The sequence below is a fragment of the Mesorhizobium sp. W016 genome, from assembly GCF_054719485.1.
On record NZ_JBTTIF010000002.1, the window covers coordinates 2,163,994 to 2,180,911 of the forward strand.

Sequence of the window (16,918 nt, forward strand, 5' to 3'; positions counted from 1 at the left end):
CGAACAGGTCATCGCCAAGGAGAAACGACATGGCATCCGAAGTCGCAGTGATCGCCGGCGCGGGTGCGGGCCTGAGCGCCTCTTTGGCACGCCTTCTCACCACGGAAGGCTATCGTGTGGTGCTGGCCGCCCGCAACACGGCCAAACTCGCGGCGCTGGTCGGGGTAACCGGCGCGCTGGCCGTCGAAACCGACGTCGCCGATCCGGCCTCCGTCGCCGGCCTGTTTGACGCCGCCGACAAGCAAGGCCCGCTGGCCCTTGCCGTCTTCAATGCCAGCGGCCGCACGCGCGGCCCGATCGCCGAGGTCGATCCCGATGCGGTCAAACAAGCCTTGCTTGTCGGCGCCTATGGCGGCTTCCTGGTCGGCCAGCAAGCGGCGCGGCGGCTGCTTGCGCGCGGCTCCGGTTCGATTCTTTTCACCGGCGCTTCCGCCAGCATCAAGGGCTTTCCCAACTCCGCCGGCTTTGCCATGCCGAAATTCGGCCTGCGCGGTCTGGCTCAGTCGATGGCGCGCGAACTCTTCCCGAAGAACATCCATGTCGCCCATTTCATTATCGACGGCCAGATCGAGCCGGTCGGGACGAAGCCCGAGCGACCGGACAGCCAGCTGTCGCCCGATGCGATCGCGCAGACCTATCTCGCGACCCATCGCCAGCATCGCAGCGCCTGGAGCTTCGAGGTCGAGCTGCGGCCCTTTGTCGAGACATTCTGACCGGTCCGGTGTGGCCGTTCTCGCAATTGCGAAATCTTTGAGAGAATATTCCCGGCTTCGTGTTCGAGAAGAAATGCGGTTCTTTGATCCGGCAAGCAGCATTGCCGATGATGTCGTCAAGGCTTGGTATTCCACCTCGCCGCAATGACTTCAGGATTACGAGGGATCGACAATGTCCGAACGTGGAAACGCTTCCAGCTCTCTTCTTTTTTCAGCCATCAGCCGGCGAGCTGCCCTTGCGGCACTTTTTGCCTCGGCCGTCACGCTTGTCGGTCTGGCTCAGCCGACGCCGTCCTTCGCCGAGGACAAGAAGTCTATCAAGGTCGGCATCATCAGCGGCGAGGATGAGGATGTCTGGCGCGTCGTCGTCGCCCAGGCCGCCGAAAAAGGCCTGACCGTCGAGACCGTGGTGTTCAACGACTACACCCAGCCCAACGAGGCGCTCGAGCGCGGCGAGATCGACGCCAACGCCTTCCAGCACCAGCCCTATCTCGACAACCAGATCAAGACCCAAGGGTACCACATCGTCCGCGTCGGCTACACCGGCGTCTGGCCGATCGGCCTCTACTCCAAGAAATACACCAAGGTTGCCGACCTGCCCGAAGGCGCCGTCATCGGCTTGCCCAACGACCCCTCCAATGAGGGCCGCGCGTTGCGCGTTCTGCAGAACGAAGGCGTGATCAAGCTGAAGGACGGCACCGGCATTCTGGCGACCACCGCCGACATTGCCGAGAACCCGAAGAAGGTCGTCATCAAGGAACTGGACGCCGGCATTGTCGGCCGCTCGGTCGAGGATCTCGACGCGGCTGTCGTCAACACCGACTGGGCGCTGAAGAGCGGTCTCGGCCCGGACAACCGCATCGCCCAGGAGCCAGTGGCCGACAACCCCTACCGCAACTTCATCGCCGTCAAATCCGGCAACGAGAACGAGGGCTGGGTAAAGGCGCTGGTCGCGTCCTACCAGAACGAGGCGGTCAAGGCCGAGTTCGACAAGGTCTACAAGGGCACCGGGATCAGCGCCTATTGATTGGCGCCTGGTTGTCAGGAGCAGGCGGCCCGCTGTTGAGCGGGCCGCTGTCGCATTTGTCGAGCGTTGAAACGGACAGTGAGATGAACCAGCACGTCACGGCCGAGGCATCCGGTCCGGTCAATATATCGGCCGGGCAAGAAGATGTCGTACGCCTCGTCGACCTCAAGCGCCGCTTTGGCGCGACGCCTGCGCTCGACGGCGTCTCGCTGACGGTGCGCAAGGGCGAGATCCTCGGCATCATCGGCCGCAGCGGCGCCGGCAAGTCGACGCTGATCCGCTGCCTCAACGGGCTGGAGCGGCCGGACTCCGGCGACGTCTTCATCGAGGGCCGCGAGATCGGCCGGCTCGGCGAGCGTGAATTGCAGCCGCTGCGGCGTCGCATCGGCATGATCTTCCAGCACTTCAATCTGCTGTCGGCCAAGACCGTGGAGGACAATGTCGCGCTGCCGCTGAAGATCGAGGGCCGCCCAAAGGCCGAACGGCTGGCGCGCGCCGCCGAATTGCTCGACCTCGTCGGCCTGTCGGAGAAGGCGAAGGCCTATCCGTCCTCGCTGTCGGGCGGCCAGAAGCAGCGCGTCGGCATCGCCAGGGCGCTGGCCGCGCGGCCAGCGCTGCTGCTGTCCGACGAGGCGACCTCAGCGCTCGATCCGGAGACGACGCGCTCCATCCTGGCCTTGCTGAAAGACATCAACCGGCAGCTCGGCCTGACCATCCTGCTCATCACCCACGAGATGGAGGTGATCCGCTCGATCGCCGACCGCGTCGCGGTGATCGATGCCGGGCGCATCGTCGAGCAAGGCCCGGTGTGGTCGGTCTTTGCCGAGCCGCGTTCCGAAATCACCAGGAGCCTGCTCGGCGGCATCCGCCCGCAACTGCCGGCCGAGATTGCCGGCCGGCTTGCTCCCGGAGGCGGCGCCGAGCTCATCCTCAGGGTCGACGTCGCAGGTGAGGCCGCGCGCGGTCCGCTGCTGTCCGATCTTGCGGTGGCCGTGCCGGGGCCTTTCCGCCTCGTCCATGGTGGCATCGACCATGTCCAGCAGCAGCCGGTCGGCACGCTGTTCCTTGCGGTCGCGGGCAACGATCCGAAACATCTGTCGAAAGTAATCGCATTCCTGAAGGCCCGCGACGCGCGGGTGGAGGTGCTTGGCCATGTCGCCGGTTCTGTTTGAACTTCTGCTGCGTTCGATCTGGGAGACGGTCCTGATGACAGCCGCGTCCGGTCTCATCTCGCTCGTCTTCGGGCTGCCGCTCGGCCTGGCATTGATTGCCACCGAGCGCGGCGGCATTGCCGAAAGCCTGTGGGTGAACCGCGCGCTCGGCGCCGTCATCAACGGCTTCCGCTCGGTGCCTTTCATCATCCTTCTGGTGGCGCTGATCCCGGTGACGCGGCTGATCGTCGGCACCTCGATCGGCACCTGGGCGGCGATCGTGCCGTTGTCGATTGCGGCGACGCCCTACTATGCCCGCATCGCCGAAGTGTCGCTGCGCGAGGTCGATCGCGGCCTGATCGAGGCGGCGCGCGCCATGGGCGGCAACCGCTGGACGATCATCCGCGAGGTGCTGGTGCCCGAAGCATTGCCCGGCATCGTCGCCGGTTTCACGGTGACGCTGGTAACGCTGATCGGCGCCTCGGCCATGGCCGGCGCCATCGGTGCCGGCGGGCTTGGCGACCTCGCCATCCGCTACGGCTACCAGCGTTTTGAGACCAGCGTCATGGTCGCCGTGGTCATTGTGCTGATCATCCTCGTTTGCGGCATCCAGTGGGTCGGTGACCGGCTGGTCGCCAGGCTGGACCGGCGCGGATGAGCGCCACGAACGTTATTTGCCGGCAGGCTGCCAAACGCAGCGCCGGCTTTCTCTATCGGCGCCGAGATTGGATTGCGCGTTGCTTTGATCGGACCGGCCTGCGTGCCACCGTGACAGCGGAACAAGGAGCTTGACCATGCCCAGGATCGTACCCGTGCTTGATCTCGGCCGTCTCGAACAGGGCGCTTCCGAGCGGCGAACGTTTCTCTTCGACCTGCGCACGGCCGCGCGCGATGTCGGCTTCTTCTATTTGACCGGCCACGGCATATCGGCTGCGGATACCGCAGAAGTGCTCGACGCCTCGCGCCGGTTCTTTGCCTTGCCGGAAGCCGACAAACTGGCGATCGAAATGGTGAAGTCCTCGCAGTTCCGCGGCTACACGCGCGCCGGCGGCGAGCTGACCAAAGGCAAGGCCGACTGGCGCGAACAGCTCGACATCGGCGTCGAACGCCCGGCCATCGAACAAGGCCCCGGCGTGCCCGCCTGGACGCGGCTGCAAGGGCCGAACCAGTGGCCGGGGGCACTGCCCGAGCTGAAGCCGGCTCTGCTGGCATGGCAGACCAAGGCGACAGCGGTAGCGATCCGGCTGCTCAGGGCCTTCGCTTTGTCGCTCGACCAGACCGAGGATGCCTTCGATCCGATCTACCGGGCCGAGCCCAACCACCGCATGAAGATCGTGCGCTACCCCGGTCGCGACGCCACCGGCAATGACCAGGGCGTCGGCGCGCACAAGGATGGCGGTTTCCTGACGCTTCTGCTGCAGGACGAGAGCAAGGGCCTGCAGGTCGAATATGACGGTGCCTGGGTCGACGTCGATCCGCTGCCCGACACGCTGGTGGTCAACATCGGCGAACTGCTCGAGCTGGCCTCCAACGGGTATCTGAGAGCAACGGTCCACCGCGTGGTAACGCCACCGGCCGGTGTCGAGCGGATTTCGGTGCCCTTCTTCTTCAGCGCCCGGCTCGACGCCACGATCCCGCTGCTCAACCTGCCCGAGGAACTGGCGGCCGAGGCGCGGGGTCCGGCCAGCGATCCCGACAATCCGCTGTTTCGCAATGTCGGTACCAATGTGCTGAAGAGCCGCCTGCGCTCGCATCCCGACGTGGCGCGCCGGCACTATGCCGATCTTCTGGAAACCGACGCCTCACCGGCTGAAATCTTTCAAAACGAGAACGAAATTTCCGAATCTCGCGTTGTTTTAGAAAGCCGTTCGTCGCCATCTGCCGCGAATACGCGCATATAGGAATTATCGTTCGGCGGTTTCCTCCCATTCCACCGAGCGGTGTTCCCCTCTGAAGGTTCTTGACCTTCTTTTGGCCGGGCCGCTTTCGCGCCCGGCCTTTTTTATGTCAATAGCTCTTCTTTCTTCCCCACAAGGGGAGAAGGAAGAGGCGCCAGGTACTTCACCCAAACTTCGGATCAAGGCTGCCCGACTTGTACCGCTTGGCCATCTCAGCTACCGGCAGCGGCTTGATCTTCTGGGCATTGCCGGCGGTGCCGAACTGCTCGAAGCGCTCCTTGCACAGCTTGCGCATCGCCGCCATCGCCGGCGTCAGATATTTGCGCGGATCGAACTCGCTCGGGTTTTCGGTCAGCACCTTGCGGATGGCGCCGGTCAGCGCCATGCGGTTGTCGGTGTCGATGTTGATCTTGCGCACGCCGTGCTTGATGCCGCGCTGGATCTCTTCCACCGGCACGCCCCAGGTCGGCTTCATCTGGCCGCCATATTTGTTGATGATCTCCTGCAGGTCCTCGGGCACCGAGGACGAGCCGTGCATGACCAGATGCATGTTGGGCAGGCGGCGGTGGATTTCCTCGATGACATTCATCGCCAGCACCGCGCCGTCCGGCTTGCGCGAGAATTTGTAGGCGCCGTGGCTGGTGCCCATGGCGACAGCCAGCGCATCGACATGGGTGTCCTTGACGAATTCGACCGCCTGCACTGGGTCGGTCAAGAGCTGGTCGTGGCTGATGGCGCCTTCGACGCCGTGGCCGTCTTCCTGCTCGCCGCCGCCGCTCTCAAGCGAACCGAGCACACCGATCTCGCCTTCCACCGACACGCCGCCCCAATGCGCCACGTCGACGACGCGCCGGGTGATTCCGGAATTGTAGGCATAGTCGGCCGGCGTCTTGCCGTCTTCTTTCAGCGAGCCGTCCATCATCACCGAGGTGAAGCCGTACTGGATGGCGGTGACGCAGGTGGCTTCGTTGTTGCCATGGTCGAGATGCATGCAGACCGGGATGTCGGGGTGGATTTCGACCAGCGCGTCGATCAGTTTGGCCAGCACCACATCATTGGCGTAGGCGCGGGCGCCGCGGCTTGCCTGCAGGATGACCGGCGACTTGGTCTCCTCGGCAGCCTCCATGATGGCGAGGCCCTGTTCCATATTGTTCATGTTGAAAGCGGGTACGCCGTAGCCGTACTCGGCGGCGTGATCGAGCAATTGTCTCAGTGTTATGCGAGCCACCCAATAGTCTCCCGTATCTGGTTTCAAGCGCAACGTCGCGGGCCGGCCGATTGCCGGCCTAGATGCTTCTGGCCGGATTTCGCCAGAACCGCAACCGTCAGCGGCCATCGAGGCCGCAATTCTTGTTGCAGGGCTGAAATCCGGCAGCCAGCCGGTGAGGCGCTAATCTCCCCCATTGAGGGGGAGATGGCCGGCAGGCCAGAGGGGGTCGGTTCGACTGGAGCGCTAGCATCATCTGTCGGTGCTGGGAGGTCGCGTCAGGACGCGCCGACCCCCTCTGTCGCCTTTGGCGACATCTCCCCCTCAAGGGGGGAGATTATCCGCGTTCGGGGAACATCGCCTTCAACCCTTCGCGCGAAGCCTTGGCCACACCGCGCTCGGTGATCAGCCCTGTCACCAACCGTGCCGGCGTCACGTCAAATGCCGGATTTGCCGCCGGCGTCGCTTCGGGCGAAACCCGCACCTGCGCGATCTTGCCGTCCGCCGTCTTGCCCCAGACCAGCGACACCTCGTCGCCGGAGCGTTCCTCGATCGGGATTTCGGTCAGCCCATCACCCACCGTCCAGTCGATGGTCGGCGAGGGCAGAGCGACGTAGAAGGGCACCTCATTATCGGAGGCGGCGAGCGCCTTGAGATAGGTGCCGATCTTGTTGCAGACGTCGCCATTGGCCGTGGTGCGGTCGGTGCCCACGATCACCATATCGACCGCGCCACGCTGCATCAGATGGCCGCCGGCATTGTCGACGATCAGCGTGTGCGGCACGCCGTGGCCGGCCATCTCCCAAGCGGTCAGCTGGGCGCCCTGGTTGCGCGGGCGCGTCTCGTCGACATAGACATGGACCGGAATGCCGGCCTCGACGGCGAGATAGATCGGCGACGTGGCGGTGCCGTAATCGACCGTCGCCAGCCAACCGGCGTTGCAATGGGTGAGGATGTTGACCGGCTCGCCCGGCTTCTTGCGTGCCGCGATCTCCTTGATGATGGCAAGCCCGTTCTCGCCGATGGCGCGATTGAGATCGACATCCTCGTCGGCGATTTCCGCGGCGCGCTTATAGGCCGCCTCCGCGCGCTGTCCCAATACGATCGGCCTGAGGAACCGCCGCATCTCGTCCAGTGCCCAGCGTAGATTGATCGCAGTCGGCCGCGTCTTGTGCAGCGTCTCCCAGACCGCGTCGAGCGCTTCGTCAGACGGATCGTCCGCCATCTGGATGGCGACGCCGTAGGCCGCGGTGACGCCGATCAGCGGCGCGCCACGAACCCACATGTCACGGATCGCGGTGGCGATGCCGGCAACGCTCCCGATCGTCTCGACCCGGAACTCGTGCGGCAGCCAGCGCTGGTCGATGATCTCGACCGAACGCTGGTCGTCGCTCAGCCAGATGGTGCGGTAGTGGCGCTCGCCGACGTTCAAATCCTGCTCTCCCGTTCGATCAAAGCGGCCAGATTATTGACCTCGTCCATGCCGTGAATCTGGCGCCGGTTGACGGCGATGTGACGGCCGAATTTCAGCGCCTTGGCCTCGCAGGAGGCTCGCAGATCCTCGTCCTCGATGGTCTCGAAATCGGCATTGTGGGCGAGGCCGAGGATGCGCCGGTGCACCTCGATGCCGGCAAAGCCCAAGAGGTCGGTCCAGATCTGGTGCAGCACATGGTCGAGCGCCTGCTCCGAGGCGAGAATGTCGCCCTGATCCTCGAACAGGCTCTTCTGGTAAAGCATGCCGGTGCGCTCGGTGCGCCATAGATGCGAGAACTCGGCGCGGAACACCGTCCAGGTGTCGTTGGTCACCCCGAGCAGATAGGCACGCATGGCGTCACGCTTGCCCTTCTGTTCATGGCCGCGCTGCGAGAAGTAGGACATCCAGAAATTGGCGAGCAGCATGCCTACATCGAAGGCCATCGGACCGTAGAAGGCGAACTCCGGATCGATCATCCGCGTCTCGGTGTCGGTGACCATGATCGAGCCCGAATGCAGGTCGCCATGCAGCAGCGTCTCGGCGTTGGCGGCGAAGATATGCTTCAGCCGCTGCGCTTCGACCTTGAGGTCGCGGTCGGCGCGCAGTTCGGCAACCAGGCCGTCGAGCTGCGGCGAGGTGTGCCGGTTCAGCTTGGCATCGAAATATGGGTCGGAAAACACCAGGTCTTCGGTGATGCCGCAGAGCTCGACATTGTCGGCAAACAGCGCCAGGTCGGCCTTGCGGTCCTTGGTGGGCATGGAGAGATCAGAGCCGCGGAACAAAGTGCGGGCCATGAACAGGCCGATGTCGCGGGCGATATTTGGCAACTCGCGGCCGTCGATCAGGGCACGGCGCAGGATGATGTGCGGCGGCGCCAGATATTCCATGATGATCAGCGCCTGGGCTTCGTCAAAATGGAGGATCGCCGGCACCGAGCCCGGCGCGCGCGCCTCTTGCCGCGTCAGCGCGTGATACTCGAAGAAGGAGCGTTTGAGCGGCAACGGCCAGCTGTCGCCGACGAGGCGAACATAGGGCAGGGCCTGCTTGACCACGGCCGCACCCGAGCCGCCTTCGACGATGAAGACGAGGTTCAGATTGCCGTCGCCGACCTCGCGCACCTTCCAAGGGCCCTTGCCGATTTTGGCGCACAGCGCTTCGTTCGTACCGAGGCGCGTTGCAAGCGTCTCCACCGACAGTGCTTCAAACGGCAATTTCGCAGTCATTCCTCACCCTCCCGCTTGCTCGCTCCAATCATAGTAGAGCGATGGCGGTGAGGCCAAGCTAGGAAGCTGACTGGCAATTGTCAATCGAGTTGACAATTGATGACGTAGCCCATAGCGTCATCTTCAGGGAGGAACGAATGGGCAATGATGCCGTGTTCCGCGTGGACGGGCTGAGGAAATCCTTCGGCCATATCGAGGTGCTTGGCGGCGTCTCGCTCGAACTGCATGCCGGTGAGATCACCGTGCTGATGGGCGCCAACGGCGCCGGCAAGTCCACCCTCGTCAAGATCATCAGCGGCGTCTACGACCATGACGGCGGCATCATGCACCTCGCTGGCGGCAACTTTGTGCCGAACACGCCGGCAGAGGCGATCCGCGCCGGTGTCGTTACCGTGCACCAAAACATCAATGACGGCGTCGTCGCCGATCTCGATGTCGCCACCAATCTGACGCTCGACCGGCTGAGCGGCAAGGGCGCGCCGCTGCTGTTCAACCCCGGCCGGGTGCGCCGCGAAGCCAAAGCGGTGGCCGACCGCATGGGGCTCGCCATTGACCTCAAGGCCCGCATCAGCGACCTGTCGCTGGCCGATCGCCAGATGGTGGCCATCGCGCGCGCCATGGCGCACCAGCCGAAAGTGCTGATCCTCGACGAGCCGACCTCGTCGCTGTCCAGCGCCGAGGCCGACCGGCTGTTTGCGCTGCTCGACCGCTTGCGCGAGCAGGGCGTCGCCATCCTCTACATCTCGCATCGCATGTCGGATATCAGGCGGCTGGCCGACCGCATCGTCTCGATGCGCGATGGCGTCATCTCAGGCGTCTTCGACAGCAAGCCTCTCGACTATGAGGGCGCCGTTAACGCCATGCTCGGCCGCAAGATCCATCTTGACCGCATCGAAGCCAGGAGTTCTGCCGAGCCGATCCTGACCGTCGATGCCTTCCGCATCGCCCCTGGTGCCCGGCCATTCTCGCTGACTCTCGGCGACGGCGAGGTCGTTGCCATTACCGGCCTCGTCGGCGTCGGCAAGACCGCGCTCGCCGAGACGCTGTTCGGCTTGCGCAAACCGCTGTCCGGCACGATGACTTTATATGGCAAGCCCTATGCGCCCGCGTCGACCGGCGAAGCCATCGCCGCCGGCGTGTTTCTGGTCGCCAAGGACCGTGGCGAAAACGGCATCGTCGGCGGCTTCAACATCCAGGAAAACATCAGCCTGCCCTTCCACAAGCGCATGTCGCGCTTTTCAGTTCTCAAACGCGGCCTTGAACGCACTATTGCCCGCCGGCAGATCGAGGATCTCGGCATCGTCTGCCGCTCGGAGAAGGACGAGATGACCACTCTGTCGGGCGGCAACCAGCAGAAGGTGATGGTGGCCCGCTGGATGGCGCAGGACGCCCGATTGTTCATTCTCGACGAACCGTTCCAAGGCGTCGATATCTCCGCCAGGCGCGACATCGCCGCCAAGCTGAGGGCCAGCGCCAATGGCCGCGCCACGCTGCTGTTCGTCACCGAACTCGACGAGGCACTGGAGACGGCCGATCGCATATTGGTGATGTCCGAGCAGACCATCGTCGGCGAACACCGCAACGCCGATGTCGATCTCGACCGTCTGCTGGCCGAAGTCGCGGGCGGGCCGTTGCACAGTGCGGCCTGAGCCACGATGATTGAAGAACTGAGGGTTGGAATGGAGTGCACGGGTTTGAGTTGGGTATTGACGGCGGGCGCTGAATGACGCTGCGCGATTACGCTATCCGCTACGGGTTCATCGTGCTTCTGTTCGGGCTGATCGCGTATTTCGCCATCGCCGCCGACGGGTTCGTCTCGCCGCAAAGTGCCGTCTTCATTTTCCAGTCGGTCGCCATCACCGGCGTGCTGGCGCTGGGCGTCACCGCCACACTGGTTGTCGGCGGCTTCGATCTCTCGATCGGCTCGGTCGCCACATCGGCCATGATGGCGGCTGCCTATGTCATGGTGGTGCTGGAGCAGAACGTTGTCGTCGCTGTCCTCATCTGCCTGCTCATCGGCGCCCTTGTCGGCCTCATCAATGGCTGGCTGATCGTCTATATGCGCGTGCCCGATCTGCTGGCGACGCTCGGCATGATGTTCCTGCTCGTCGGCCTGCAGCGCATCCCGACTGAAGGACGCTCCATCGCCACCGGTATGACAATGCCGGACGGCTCGGTCGCCAACGGCAAATTCTCCGACGCCTTCCTGGCGCTCGGCCGCCACCGCTTCGACTTCTTCATCCCGAACCTCATTCCGGTCTCGGTGGTCGTGCTGATCGTGCTCGCCGTGCTGATCTGGTTCTTCCTCGAATACACACGCTTCGGCCGCATGATGTATGCCGTGGGCAGCAATGAACGGGCCGCCGAACTCGCCGGCGCGCCTGTCAAGGCATACAAGATCTGGGCCTACGTCATTTCAGGAGTTTTTGCCTCGATCGGCGGGATTTTGCTGGCCGCACGGCTTGGACGCGGTGACATCGCGTCGGGTAATAATCTGCTGCTCGATGCGGTTGCCGCGGCGCTGATCGGCTACGCGGTGCTCGGCGCCGCCAAGCCGAACGCCTTCGGCACCGCCATCGGCGCGCTGTTCGTCGGCATCCTGCTGCAAGGCCTGACGATGATGAACGCGCCTTACTACACGCAGGATTTCGTCAAGGGCGTGGTTCTCGTCGTCGCCCTTGTCTTTACCTTCGCCCTTTCCGGCCGGGGCAGGAGATAGAATGGCTGCCGGAACAGTTTTGGGTTCAACAAACGGAGGAAAGAACGTGAACATCACAAGACGACTTTTGGGGAAGGTCGCGCTCGGATTGGCCGGCGCAACAATGCTGATGCAGGTCCCGGCCTTTGCCGCCGACAAGCCGGCGCCGTTCGACAAGCCCGGCGTCAAGATCGCGCTGGTGCGCTATCTCTCGACCGGCGATTTCTTCCAGGCCTATCTCTCAGGCGTCGAGTCCCAGTCCAAGGCGCTCGGCATCGACTTGCGCGTGCTGGACAGCCGCCAGGATGCCGCACTGCAATCCGACATGGTCGACCAGGCCATCGCACTCGGCGTGCAGGGCATCATCATCCAGCACGGCCTGACGGAATCGATGAAGGACGCCGCCCAGCGCGCGGTTGATGCCGGCATCAAGGTTGTCGCCTTCGACGTCAATGTCGAAAACCCCAAGATCCCGCAGATCGAACAGTCCGACAAGGACCTGGCGCGCCTGGCGCTCGAACAGGCCGTCAAGGACAATGGCGAGAGCTGGAACGCCGGCTATGTCTATGTCGCCGGCATCGCGCCGCTCGACCGCCGCAACGAGACCTGGGTCGACGTGAAGAAGAAACATGCCGGCATCAAGGAAGTCGCGATGTTCGGCACGCTCGACAACCCGATCGCCAACTCGGTCGCCAACCAGGCGCGCTCGGTGCTGCAGGCGCATCCCGACATCAATGTGATGTTCGCGCCCTATGACGAGTTCGCCAAGGGTGTGAAGATCGCCGTCGACGAGGCGGGGCTGAACAAGAAGATCAAGATCTACTCCGCCGACATCTCTACCTCGGACATCGCGGCCATGCGCGAGACCGACAGCGCCTGGGCCGCCACCGCCGCCACCAACCCTGCCGTCGTCGGCCAGGTCTCGGTGCGCGCGCTGGCGCAGCTGCTCGCCGGTGAAGATCCCGGCCACAACGTCATCGTGCCGCCGACGCTGATCACCCAGAAGGACCTGATCGACAAGGACATCAAGAACATGGAGGACCTGTCGGCCAAGCTGCCGCAATTCGCCCATGCCGATGTCGCCATGCCGGCCTGGATGCCGAACCCGAACGCGAAGTAGGATCGGACATCTGATAGATGCGAAGGGCGGCATGGGCCGCTCTTTTCATATTGATCGTAAGCCTGCCGGCCTACAACCAATGGTCTGGATCGCGCATCCCGTGGACAATCGCCACAGCGATAACACCATCGGGCTGCGGCTCGTAGATGATGATATAGCGGCCTTCGACGAGCACGCGGGCCGTTGCGCTTAACTCGGGCCGTGCGCTGCCCATCTTGGGGTGCTGCGCCGCCAGCTCCAGTCTTTCGAAAATGCGCATCAACAGTCTGTCTGCTGCCTTTTCATTGTCGGCGGCGATGGTGTGCCAGATGTCTCGCAAATCCTGCGAAGCGCGCGGTGTGAGCCTATAGCTAGCCACGGGCGCGGCGTTCTGCCTTCAGGCTGCCGATGAACTCGGTGGGGTCGACAGCCACTGGCTTGCCGCTGCCCATCCCGTCGGCATAGGCCCGCTTCAAGTGCTGGAGTTCGAGCGTGCGCAATTCCTCGCGCTGCTCCCATAAGCGCAGGGCGTCGCGGACAATCTCGCTGTTGGAAGCATAACCGCCACCTTCGATAGCGCTTTGCAGGCGAGCTATCTGCTGCGCGGTAAGGGATATGGTGAGGGTGCGCATAGGTTCGTTTTTCATACCCACATTATAATGCAGCCAACAAGATCTAACAATATCTGTTAGGAATCTGCCCCTGCATCATGACCGCCCGACGCGCACCAGCCACCGCGCCGTCCTCGCCATGCAGGCGTGCAGCACCGGAACACCATATTCGATGGCAGGCAGGTCATGCGGCGCCCTTGGCGGGATCGCCAGCATCCGCCATGCCCGCCCGGCGGCAGGCAAAGCTGCGTCCCATCAGACGGTGTCGCCAGCGCGCCGTCCTTGAAATCGCTCAGCAGCCATTGGCCTTCGCGGGTGACGAAGGTGGGAACGGAGTCGTATTTCGCCGATCCAGAGTACGCATGACATGGTTGCCGAAAGCAGCGAAACCTCATGCTCGGCGGAGCGCCCGCCGAACAGCACGCCGACACGAAGTCTCTTCGCAGCCATCGACAACTCCACCAAGGATCAGGGTCGGAGCTCGCATGCGAAACACAAGGCGCGCCCTAAAGTGGTCGAGCAATAGGCCAAGGATTGGAGTGGATTTTGACCAGTTCGAGCAGTTTTTCAGCACGACCTGCAAAAGCAGTTCTCCGCCTGGAGTCCTTCAGGTGGGAGAGCGGTTCGTCGTTTTGGTGAACGATGAACCGCTCCAGGTCTATGTCTAGCGCAGCGCTGCGGCGATGTTGCCACCGTCGACCGTCGTCACATCGGCGGTGGTGCGTTCGGCCAATGCTTGGTGCAGGAAGGCCTGCGCCACGTCTTCTGCCGTCACCTCCTGTCCGAGCAGATTGCCCGACATGTATTCCTTCTCCGACACGCCGCGCGCGCCGGAACGGCTGGCGATCATGGCGTCGGTCAACAGGCCGGAGCGGATGCGGTCGGCGTTGACCGCATTGGAGCGGATGCCGTGCGCGCCGTAGTCGAGCGCATATTGCCGGGACAGGAATAGCGTCGCCGCCTTCGGCACACCATAGGCGCCGAATTTCGGACCCGGGTTGACCGCCTGCTTGGAGGTGTTGAACAACAACACACCGCCGGTGCCCTGTTCCAGCATGATGCGCACCGCGTTCTGCGCCGCCGACTGGTGGGCGAAGAAGTTGAGCTCGAAACTCTTGCGCAGCAGGGCATCGTCGAGCTCGCCGATGCGGCCTTCCCAGGCGGCACCGGCGTTGGAGACCAGAATGTCGACGCCGCCATAGACAGCGACAGCTTTGTCGAAGGCGGCGCGCAGCTCGGCCGGGTTGGTGATGTCGGCGCCGACGCCGATCGAATTGTTGCCGGCTGCCTTTGCCGCCTCGGCCGCCCTGGCCGCATCGAGATCGACGACGACGGCATGCGCGCCATTGGCGGCGAACAGTTTTGCCGTCGCAGCACCGATCGCGCCGGCGCCGCCAGTGATCAGCACCACCTGGCCGGTCAGCGGCTTCGGCTTGTTGGAGGCGAGCTTGGCCTGCTCAAGCGACCAGTACTCCAGCGGGAAGAGGTCGGCCTTCGATAGAGGATGGAAGCTGCCGACGGCCTCGGCGCCGCGCACCGCCTCGATCCACATCTCGCCGACATCAGATGCGATCTTCGCATCCTTCAGCGTGCGGCCATGGCCGAACATGCCGAGGCCCGGCACCAGCGTCAGCCGCGGCATCGGGTCGAGCATGGTGCGCTGGACGTCGTCCAGCGCATCGTTGGTTTCGAAATAGGCGCGATAGTCGTTGGCGAAGGCGTCGACATGGCTCTTGATGACGGCCTTGTAGTCGCCAATCTTGTCGGCGTCTGGCGCCGGAACCGCCATCGGTCCGGTCTTGATGCGGATCGACAGGTCGGGCGTCGACACGCCGCGTCCGGCATAGGCTGCAATGCCGGCTGAGTTAATGAAATCGACGATGGCGTCCGAAGTGCGGAAATCGCTGATCATGCGGTCGAAGCGGCCTTCGCCACGCGCCACCGCCACCGCGCCACGCAGCATCGGCGCGATCGCTGCCGGCGTTGCGAGCTTGGCCGGCAGTGCGGCTTTCGCTGCCTTCGGCTTGCCGTTCTTCGCCACATAGTCTTCGGCCACGTTCACATAATGGATCATGCGGTCATAGGCCTGCTTCGCAGCGTCGCCGAAGGTGAAGATGCCATGCTTGTCGAGGATCAGGCCTTCGACGCTGGGGTCGGCGTCGTAGACATCGGCGGCCACCTTGGCGAGGTCGAAGCCCGGCTTGATGTAGGGCACGTACCCCATCTTGTCGCCGAACACGGTCTTGATCAGCGGCTTGCTGTCCGCCTGGTCGACGATGGCGAGGATCGCGGTCGAATGCGTGTGGTCGACGAATTTATGCGGCAGGAAGGCGTGCAGCAGCGTCTCGACCGATGGATTGGGGGAGGCGGGGTCGATGAGGTTCGCCCGCTGCAGCGCCACCATGTCCTCGTCGGCGAGGCTGGCCAGCGCACGCGCCTTCAGCAGCGCGCCGAGCTTGACCGCCGGCAGGCCTTGCGGCTCGATCACACCCATGTCCCAGCCGCTGCCCTTGACGCACAGCACATCCCATTCGTCGCCGACGAGATCGGTGGCCTTGGTCTTGCAGGAGGTGTTGCCGCCGCCATGCAGCACCAGCCGCGGCTCGCCGCCGAGCAGCCGGGTCGTGTAGACGCGCAGCGCGAGGTCGCGGGCAACGCCCTTTTTCGCATAGTCGGCAACCAGTCTTTCCGCGTCGCCGTCATTCCAAAGGTTCTTCATGTCGCTATGTCCGCTTTGCTGTCTTTGATGTTGCTGTGAACAGGAGTGCCGCGACGCCTTGATGACAATGCGCCTGCTGCTGGGATTTCGTTGGTCAGGAAGCCTTTTTTGCCCCCGCACTGGCTCCGGCATGGTCGAGCAGCCGCCGCGCCATGCTGGCGCCGACGACGAGATGCGTGCAGAGTCCGCCGGCGAGCGCGGCGAGCAGCGGTTCGAACTTGCTGTCTTCCTGCACCACCATCAGCCGCTTTTCGATCTGGCGCAGTGACGACAGCGAGGCCGAGATGACGCGGCGGTTGTAGCTGCAGTCGAGCGCCTTGCCGGTGGCATCGATGATCTGGCCGGCAACGACGCCGGCGGCGCCCGCTTCGCGCAACAGCCCCATCTCGCCGGGGCTGAGCGCGCCGCATTTGACGACATGGCTGTCGCCATCGACGGTGCCGACCGAATAGAGCGCCAGATCGCAGTTGGCAATATCGGCCAGTTGTTCGCGGATCACCGGTTCGGCGCGCAGCCCATGCGCCAGCAATTCCGTCGTCAGCACCAGCGGCGCGTAGAAATTGAGGCCCTTGGCGTTGAGCCGCCGGGCGATCTCCATCGTGCACTGGTCGGGACGGTAGGAGTAGGGCGCGCCGAGATTGCCGCAGAGCTGCACAACGGTGACGTCCTGCAGGTCGGCATAGGACATGACGTCGGCGATGGTGTAGACGGTGCGGCCCCAGGCGACGCCGATCCGGTCGCCCTTCTTGACCAGTTCGAGAAAGACGCCCGCCGCCAGCACCGCAACGTCCGTCGAAGGGTCGACGACATAGGCATTCTCCGGCGCGATCCACACCGCATCAAGCTTGAGCGCGTCCTCGAGCTGGCGCGCAAGCACGTCGTCGGTGAACAGCTGCGTCGAGGTCGAGATGTTGACGATGCCGGTCTCGCGCGCCTTGCGCAAATACATGGCGACCGAGGCGCGGGAGATGTTAAGCTGGCTGGCGACCTGGTCCTGGCGCAGGCCATGGGCATAATAGAGCCATGCGGCCTTGTGGATAAGCTGTTCTGCCGGTCGGATCGCCATGCCGTCTCCTCGGCTGACATTATTCACGGCTC

Annotated in this window: 15 protein-coding genes and 1 pseudogene; 8 read left to right on the forward strand and 8 right to left on the reverse strand. The window is 63.9% G+C overall.

What is annotated here, in order from left to right; translation table 11 throughout:
- The first annotated feature begins 29 nt into the window (after nucleotides 1–29).
- From ACYG9V_RS10770 to ACYG9V_RS10790, 5 genes are all read left to right on the forward strand, one after another.
- Nucleotides 30–713: an SDR family NAD(P)-dependent oxidoreductase gene (locus ACYG9V_RS10770; protein ID WP_352762803.1), complete on the forward strand. Its 684-nt coding sequence runs from the start codon at nucleotides 30–32 to the stop codon at nucleotides 711–713.
- Between the two features lie 172 nt (nucleotides 714–885).
- Complete coding sequence (locus ACYG9V_RS10775; protein ID WP_352762801.1) at nucleotides 886–1,740, forward strand: MetQ/NlpA family lipoprotein; 855 nt, start codon at nucleotides 886–888, stop codon at nucleotides 1,738–1,740.
- An 83-nt stretch (nucleotides 1,741–1,823) separates the two neighbouring features.
- Entirely contained in the window at nucleotides 1,824–2,912 is a 1,089-nt protein-coding gene (locus tag ACYG9V_RS10780; RefSeq protein ID WP_352544864.1) for a methionine ABC transporter ATP-binding protein, read from the forward strand.
- Nucleotides 2,893–3,549: a methionine ABC transporter permease gene (locus ACYG9V_RS10785; RefSeq protein WP_023668578.1), complete on the forward strand. Its 657-nt coding sequence runs from the start codon at nucleotides 2,893–2,895 to the stop codon at nucleotides 3,547–3,549. The genes ACYG9V_RS10780 and ACYG9V_RS10785 overlap by 20 nt, the downstream gene beginning before the upstream one ends.
- Nucleotides 3,550–3,685: 136 nt before the next feature.
- On the forward strand, nucleotides 3,686–4,792 hold the full coding sequence (locus ACYG9V_RS10790; protein WP_023815197.1) for an isopenicillin N synthase family dioxygenase: 1,107 nt from the start codon (nucleotides 3,686–3,688) through the stop codon (nucleotides 4,790–4,792).
- 160 nt (nucleotides 4,793–4,952) lie between these two features.
- On the opposite strand, the gene fba is transcribed toward ACYG9V_RS10790, so the two are convergent.
- The 3 genes from fba to mtnK all read right to left on the reverse strand — a co-directional run bounded on the left by fba (nucleotide 4,953) and on the right by mtnK (nucleotide 8,693).
- Nucleotides 4,953–6,017, reverse strand: coding sequence for a class II fructose-bisphosphate aldolase (gene fba / locus ACYG9V_RS10795; RefSeq protein WP_352762798.1), 1,065 nt, complete (start codon nucleotides 6,015–6,017; stop codon nucleotides 4,953–4,955).
- A gap of 316 nt (nucleotides 6,018–6,333) precedes the next feature.
- Nucleotides 6,334–7,428, reverse strand: coding sequence for an S-methyl-5-thioribose-1-phosphate isomerase (gene mtnA, locus ACYG9V_RS10800; protein ID WP_023668575.1), 1,095 nt, complete (start codon nucleotides 7,426–7,428; stop codon nucleotides 6,334–6,336).
- Entirely contained in the window at nucleotides 7,425–8,693 is a 1,269-nt protein-coding gene (gene mtnK, locus ACYG9V_RS10805) for an S-methyl-5-thioribose kinase (RefSeq protein ID WP_023668574.1), read from the reverse strand. The genes mtnA and mtnK overlap by 4 nt, the downstream gene beginning before the upstream one ends.
- Nucleotides 8,694–8,830: 137 nt before the next feature.
- Between mtnK and ACYG9V_RS10810 the strand changes: the two genes are divergently transcribed.
- The 3 genes from ACYG9V_RS10810 to ACYG9V_RS10820 all read left to right on the forward strand — a co-directional run bounded on the left by ACYG9V_RS10810 (nucleotide 8,831) and on the right by ACYG9V_RS10820 (nucleotide 12,511).
- Nucleotides 8,831–10,342, forward strand: a complete 1,512-nt coding sequence (locus tag ACYG9V_RS10810) for a sugar ABC transporter ATP-binding protein (RefSeq protein ID WP_023701522.1) — start codon at nucleotides 8,831–8,833, stop codon at nucleotides 10,340–10,342.
- 74 nt (nucleotides 10,343–10,416) lie between these two features.
- On the forward strand, nucleotides 10,417–11,412 hold the full coding sequence (locus tag ACYG9V_RS10815; protein WP_023668572.1) for an ABC transporter permease: 996 nt from the start codon (nucleotides 10,417–10,419) through the stop codon (nucleotides 11,410–11,412).
- 46 nt (nucleotides 11,413–11,458) lie between these two features.
- Nucleotides 11,459–12,511 (forward strand): substrate-binding domain-containing protein, encoded by a 1,053-nt coding sequence (locus ACYG9V_RS10820; protein ID WP_023692173.1) that lies wholly within the window; start codon nucleotides 11,459–11,461, stop codon nucleotides 12,509–12,511.
- A gap of 70 nt (nucleotides 12,512–12,581) precedes the next feature.
- Here ACYG9V_RS10820 and ACYG9V_RS10825 read toward each other — a convergent pair whose 3' ends face one another.
- The 5 genes and pseudogenes from ACYG9V_RS10825 to ACYG9V_RS10845 all read right to left on the reverse strand — a co-directional run bounded on the left by ACYG9V_RS10825 (nucleotide 12,582) and on the right by ACYG9V_RS10845 (nucleotide 16,886).
- Nucleotides 12,582–12,869 carry a type II toxin-antitoxin system RelE/ParE family toxin gene (locus tag ACYG9V_RS10825; protein WP_023696644.1) on the reverse strand — a complete coding sequence of 96 codons (288 nt, stop codon included), beginning with the start codon at nucleotides 12,867–12,869 and terminating at the stop codon, nucleotides 12,582–12,584.
- On the reverse strand, nucleotides 12,862–13,122 hold the full coding sequence (locus tag ACYG9V_RS10830; protein WP_023692171.1) for a ribbon-helix-helix domain-containing protein: 261 nt from the start codon (nucleotides 13,120–13,122) through the stop codon (nucleotides 12,862–12,864). Before ACYG9V_RS10830 ends, ACYG9V_RS10825 begins: the two co-directional genes overlap by 8 nt.
- A 94-nt stretch (nucleotides 13,123–13,216) precedes the next feature.
- Nucleotides 13,217–13,551: pseudogene (locus tag ACYG9V_RS10835) on the reverse strand (D-alanine--D-alanine ligase A); the annotation flags it as partial.
- A 214-nt stretch (nucleotides 13,552–13,765) separates the two neighbouring features.
- Nucleotides 13,766–15,820, reverse strand: coding sequence for a bifunctional aldolase/short-chain dehydrogenase (locus tag ACYG9V_RS10840; protein WP_023684446.1), 2,055 nt, complete (start codon nucleotides 15,818–15,820; stop codon nucleotides 13,766–13,768).
- Between the two features lie 94 nt (nucleotides 15,821–15,914).
- Nucleotides 15,915–16,886, reverse strand: a complete 972-nt coding sequence (locus ACYG9V_RS10845; protein ID WP_023684445.1) for a sugar-binding transcriptional regulator — start codon at nucleotides 16,884–16,886, stop codon at nucleotides 15,915–15,917.
- Nucleotides 16,887–16,918: the final 32 nt, after the last annotated feature.

What these genes read in the sequence shown, in the direction of transcription:
- ACYG9V_RS10810 (WP_023701522.1), top strand. Translation starts at nt 8,831, where the DNA reads ATGGGCAATGATGCCGTGTTCCGCGTGGACGGGCTGAGGAAATCCTTC.
- mtnK (WP_023668574.1), bottom strand. Translation starts at nt 8,693, where the DNA reads ATGACTGCGAAATTGCCGTTTGAAGCACTGTCGGTGGAGACGCTTGCA.
- ACYG9V_RS10785 (WP_023668578.1), top strand. Translation starts at nt 2,893, where the DNA reads ATGTCGCCGGTTCTGTTTGAACTTCTGCTGCGTTCGATCTGGGAGACG.
- ACYG9V_RS10845 (WP_023684445.1), bottom strand. Translation starts at nt 16,886, where the DNA reads ATGGCGATCCGACCGGCAGAACAGCTTATCCACAAGGCCGCATGGCTC.
- ACYG9V_RS10770 (WP_352762803.1), top strand. Translation starts at nt 30, where the DNA reads ATGGCATCCGAAGTCGCAGTGATCGCCGGCGCGGGTGCGGGCCTGAGC.
- ACYG9V_RS10775 (WP_352762801.1), top strand. Translation starts at nt 886, where the DNA reads ATGTCCGAACGTGGAAACGCTTCCAGCTCTCTTCTTTTTTCAGCCATC.
- ACYG9V_RS10830 (WP_023692171.1), bottom strand. Translation starts at nt 13,122, where the DNA reads ATGCGCACCCTCACCATATCCCTTACCGCGCAGCAGATAGCTCGCCTG.
- ACYG9V_RS10815 (WP_023668572.1), top strand. Translation starts at nt 10,417, where the DNA reads ATGACGCTGCGCGATTACGCTATCCGCTACGGGTTCATCGTGCTTCTG.
- ACYG9V_RS10840 (WP_023684446.1), bottom strand. Translation starts at nt 15,820, where the DNA reads ATGAAGAACCTTTGGAATGACGGCGACGCGGAAAGACTGGTTGCCGAC.
- ACYG9V_RS10780 (WP_352544864.1), top strand. Translation starts at nt 1,824, where the DNA reads ATGAACCAGCACGTCACGGCCGAGGCATCCGGTCCGGTCAATATATCG.
- ACYG9V_RS10790 (WP_023815197.1), top strand. Translation starts at nt 3,686, where the DNA reads ATGCCCAGGATCGTACCCGTGCTTGATCTCGGCCGTCTCGAACAGGGC.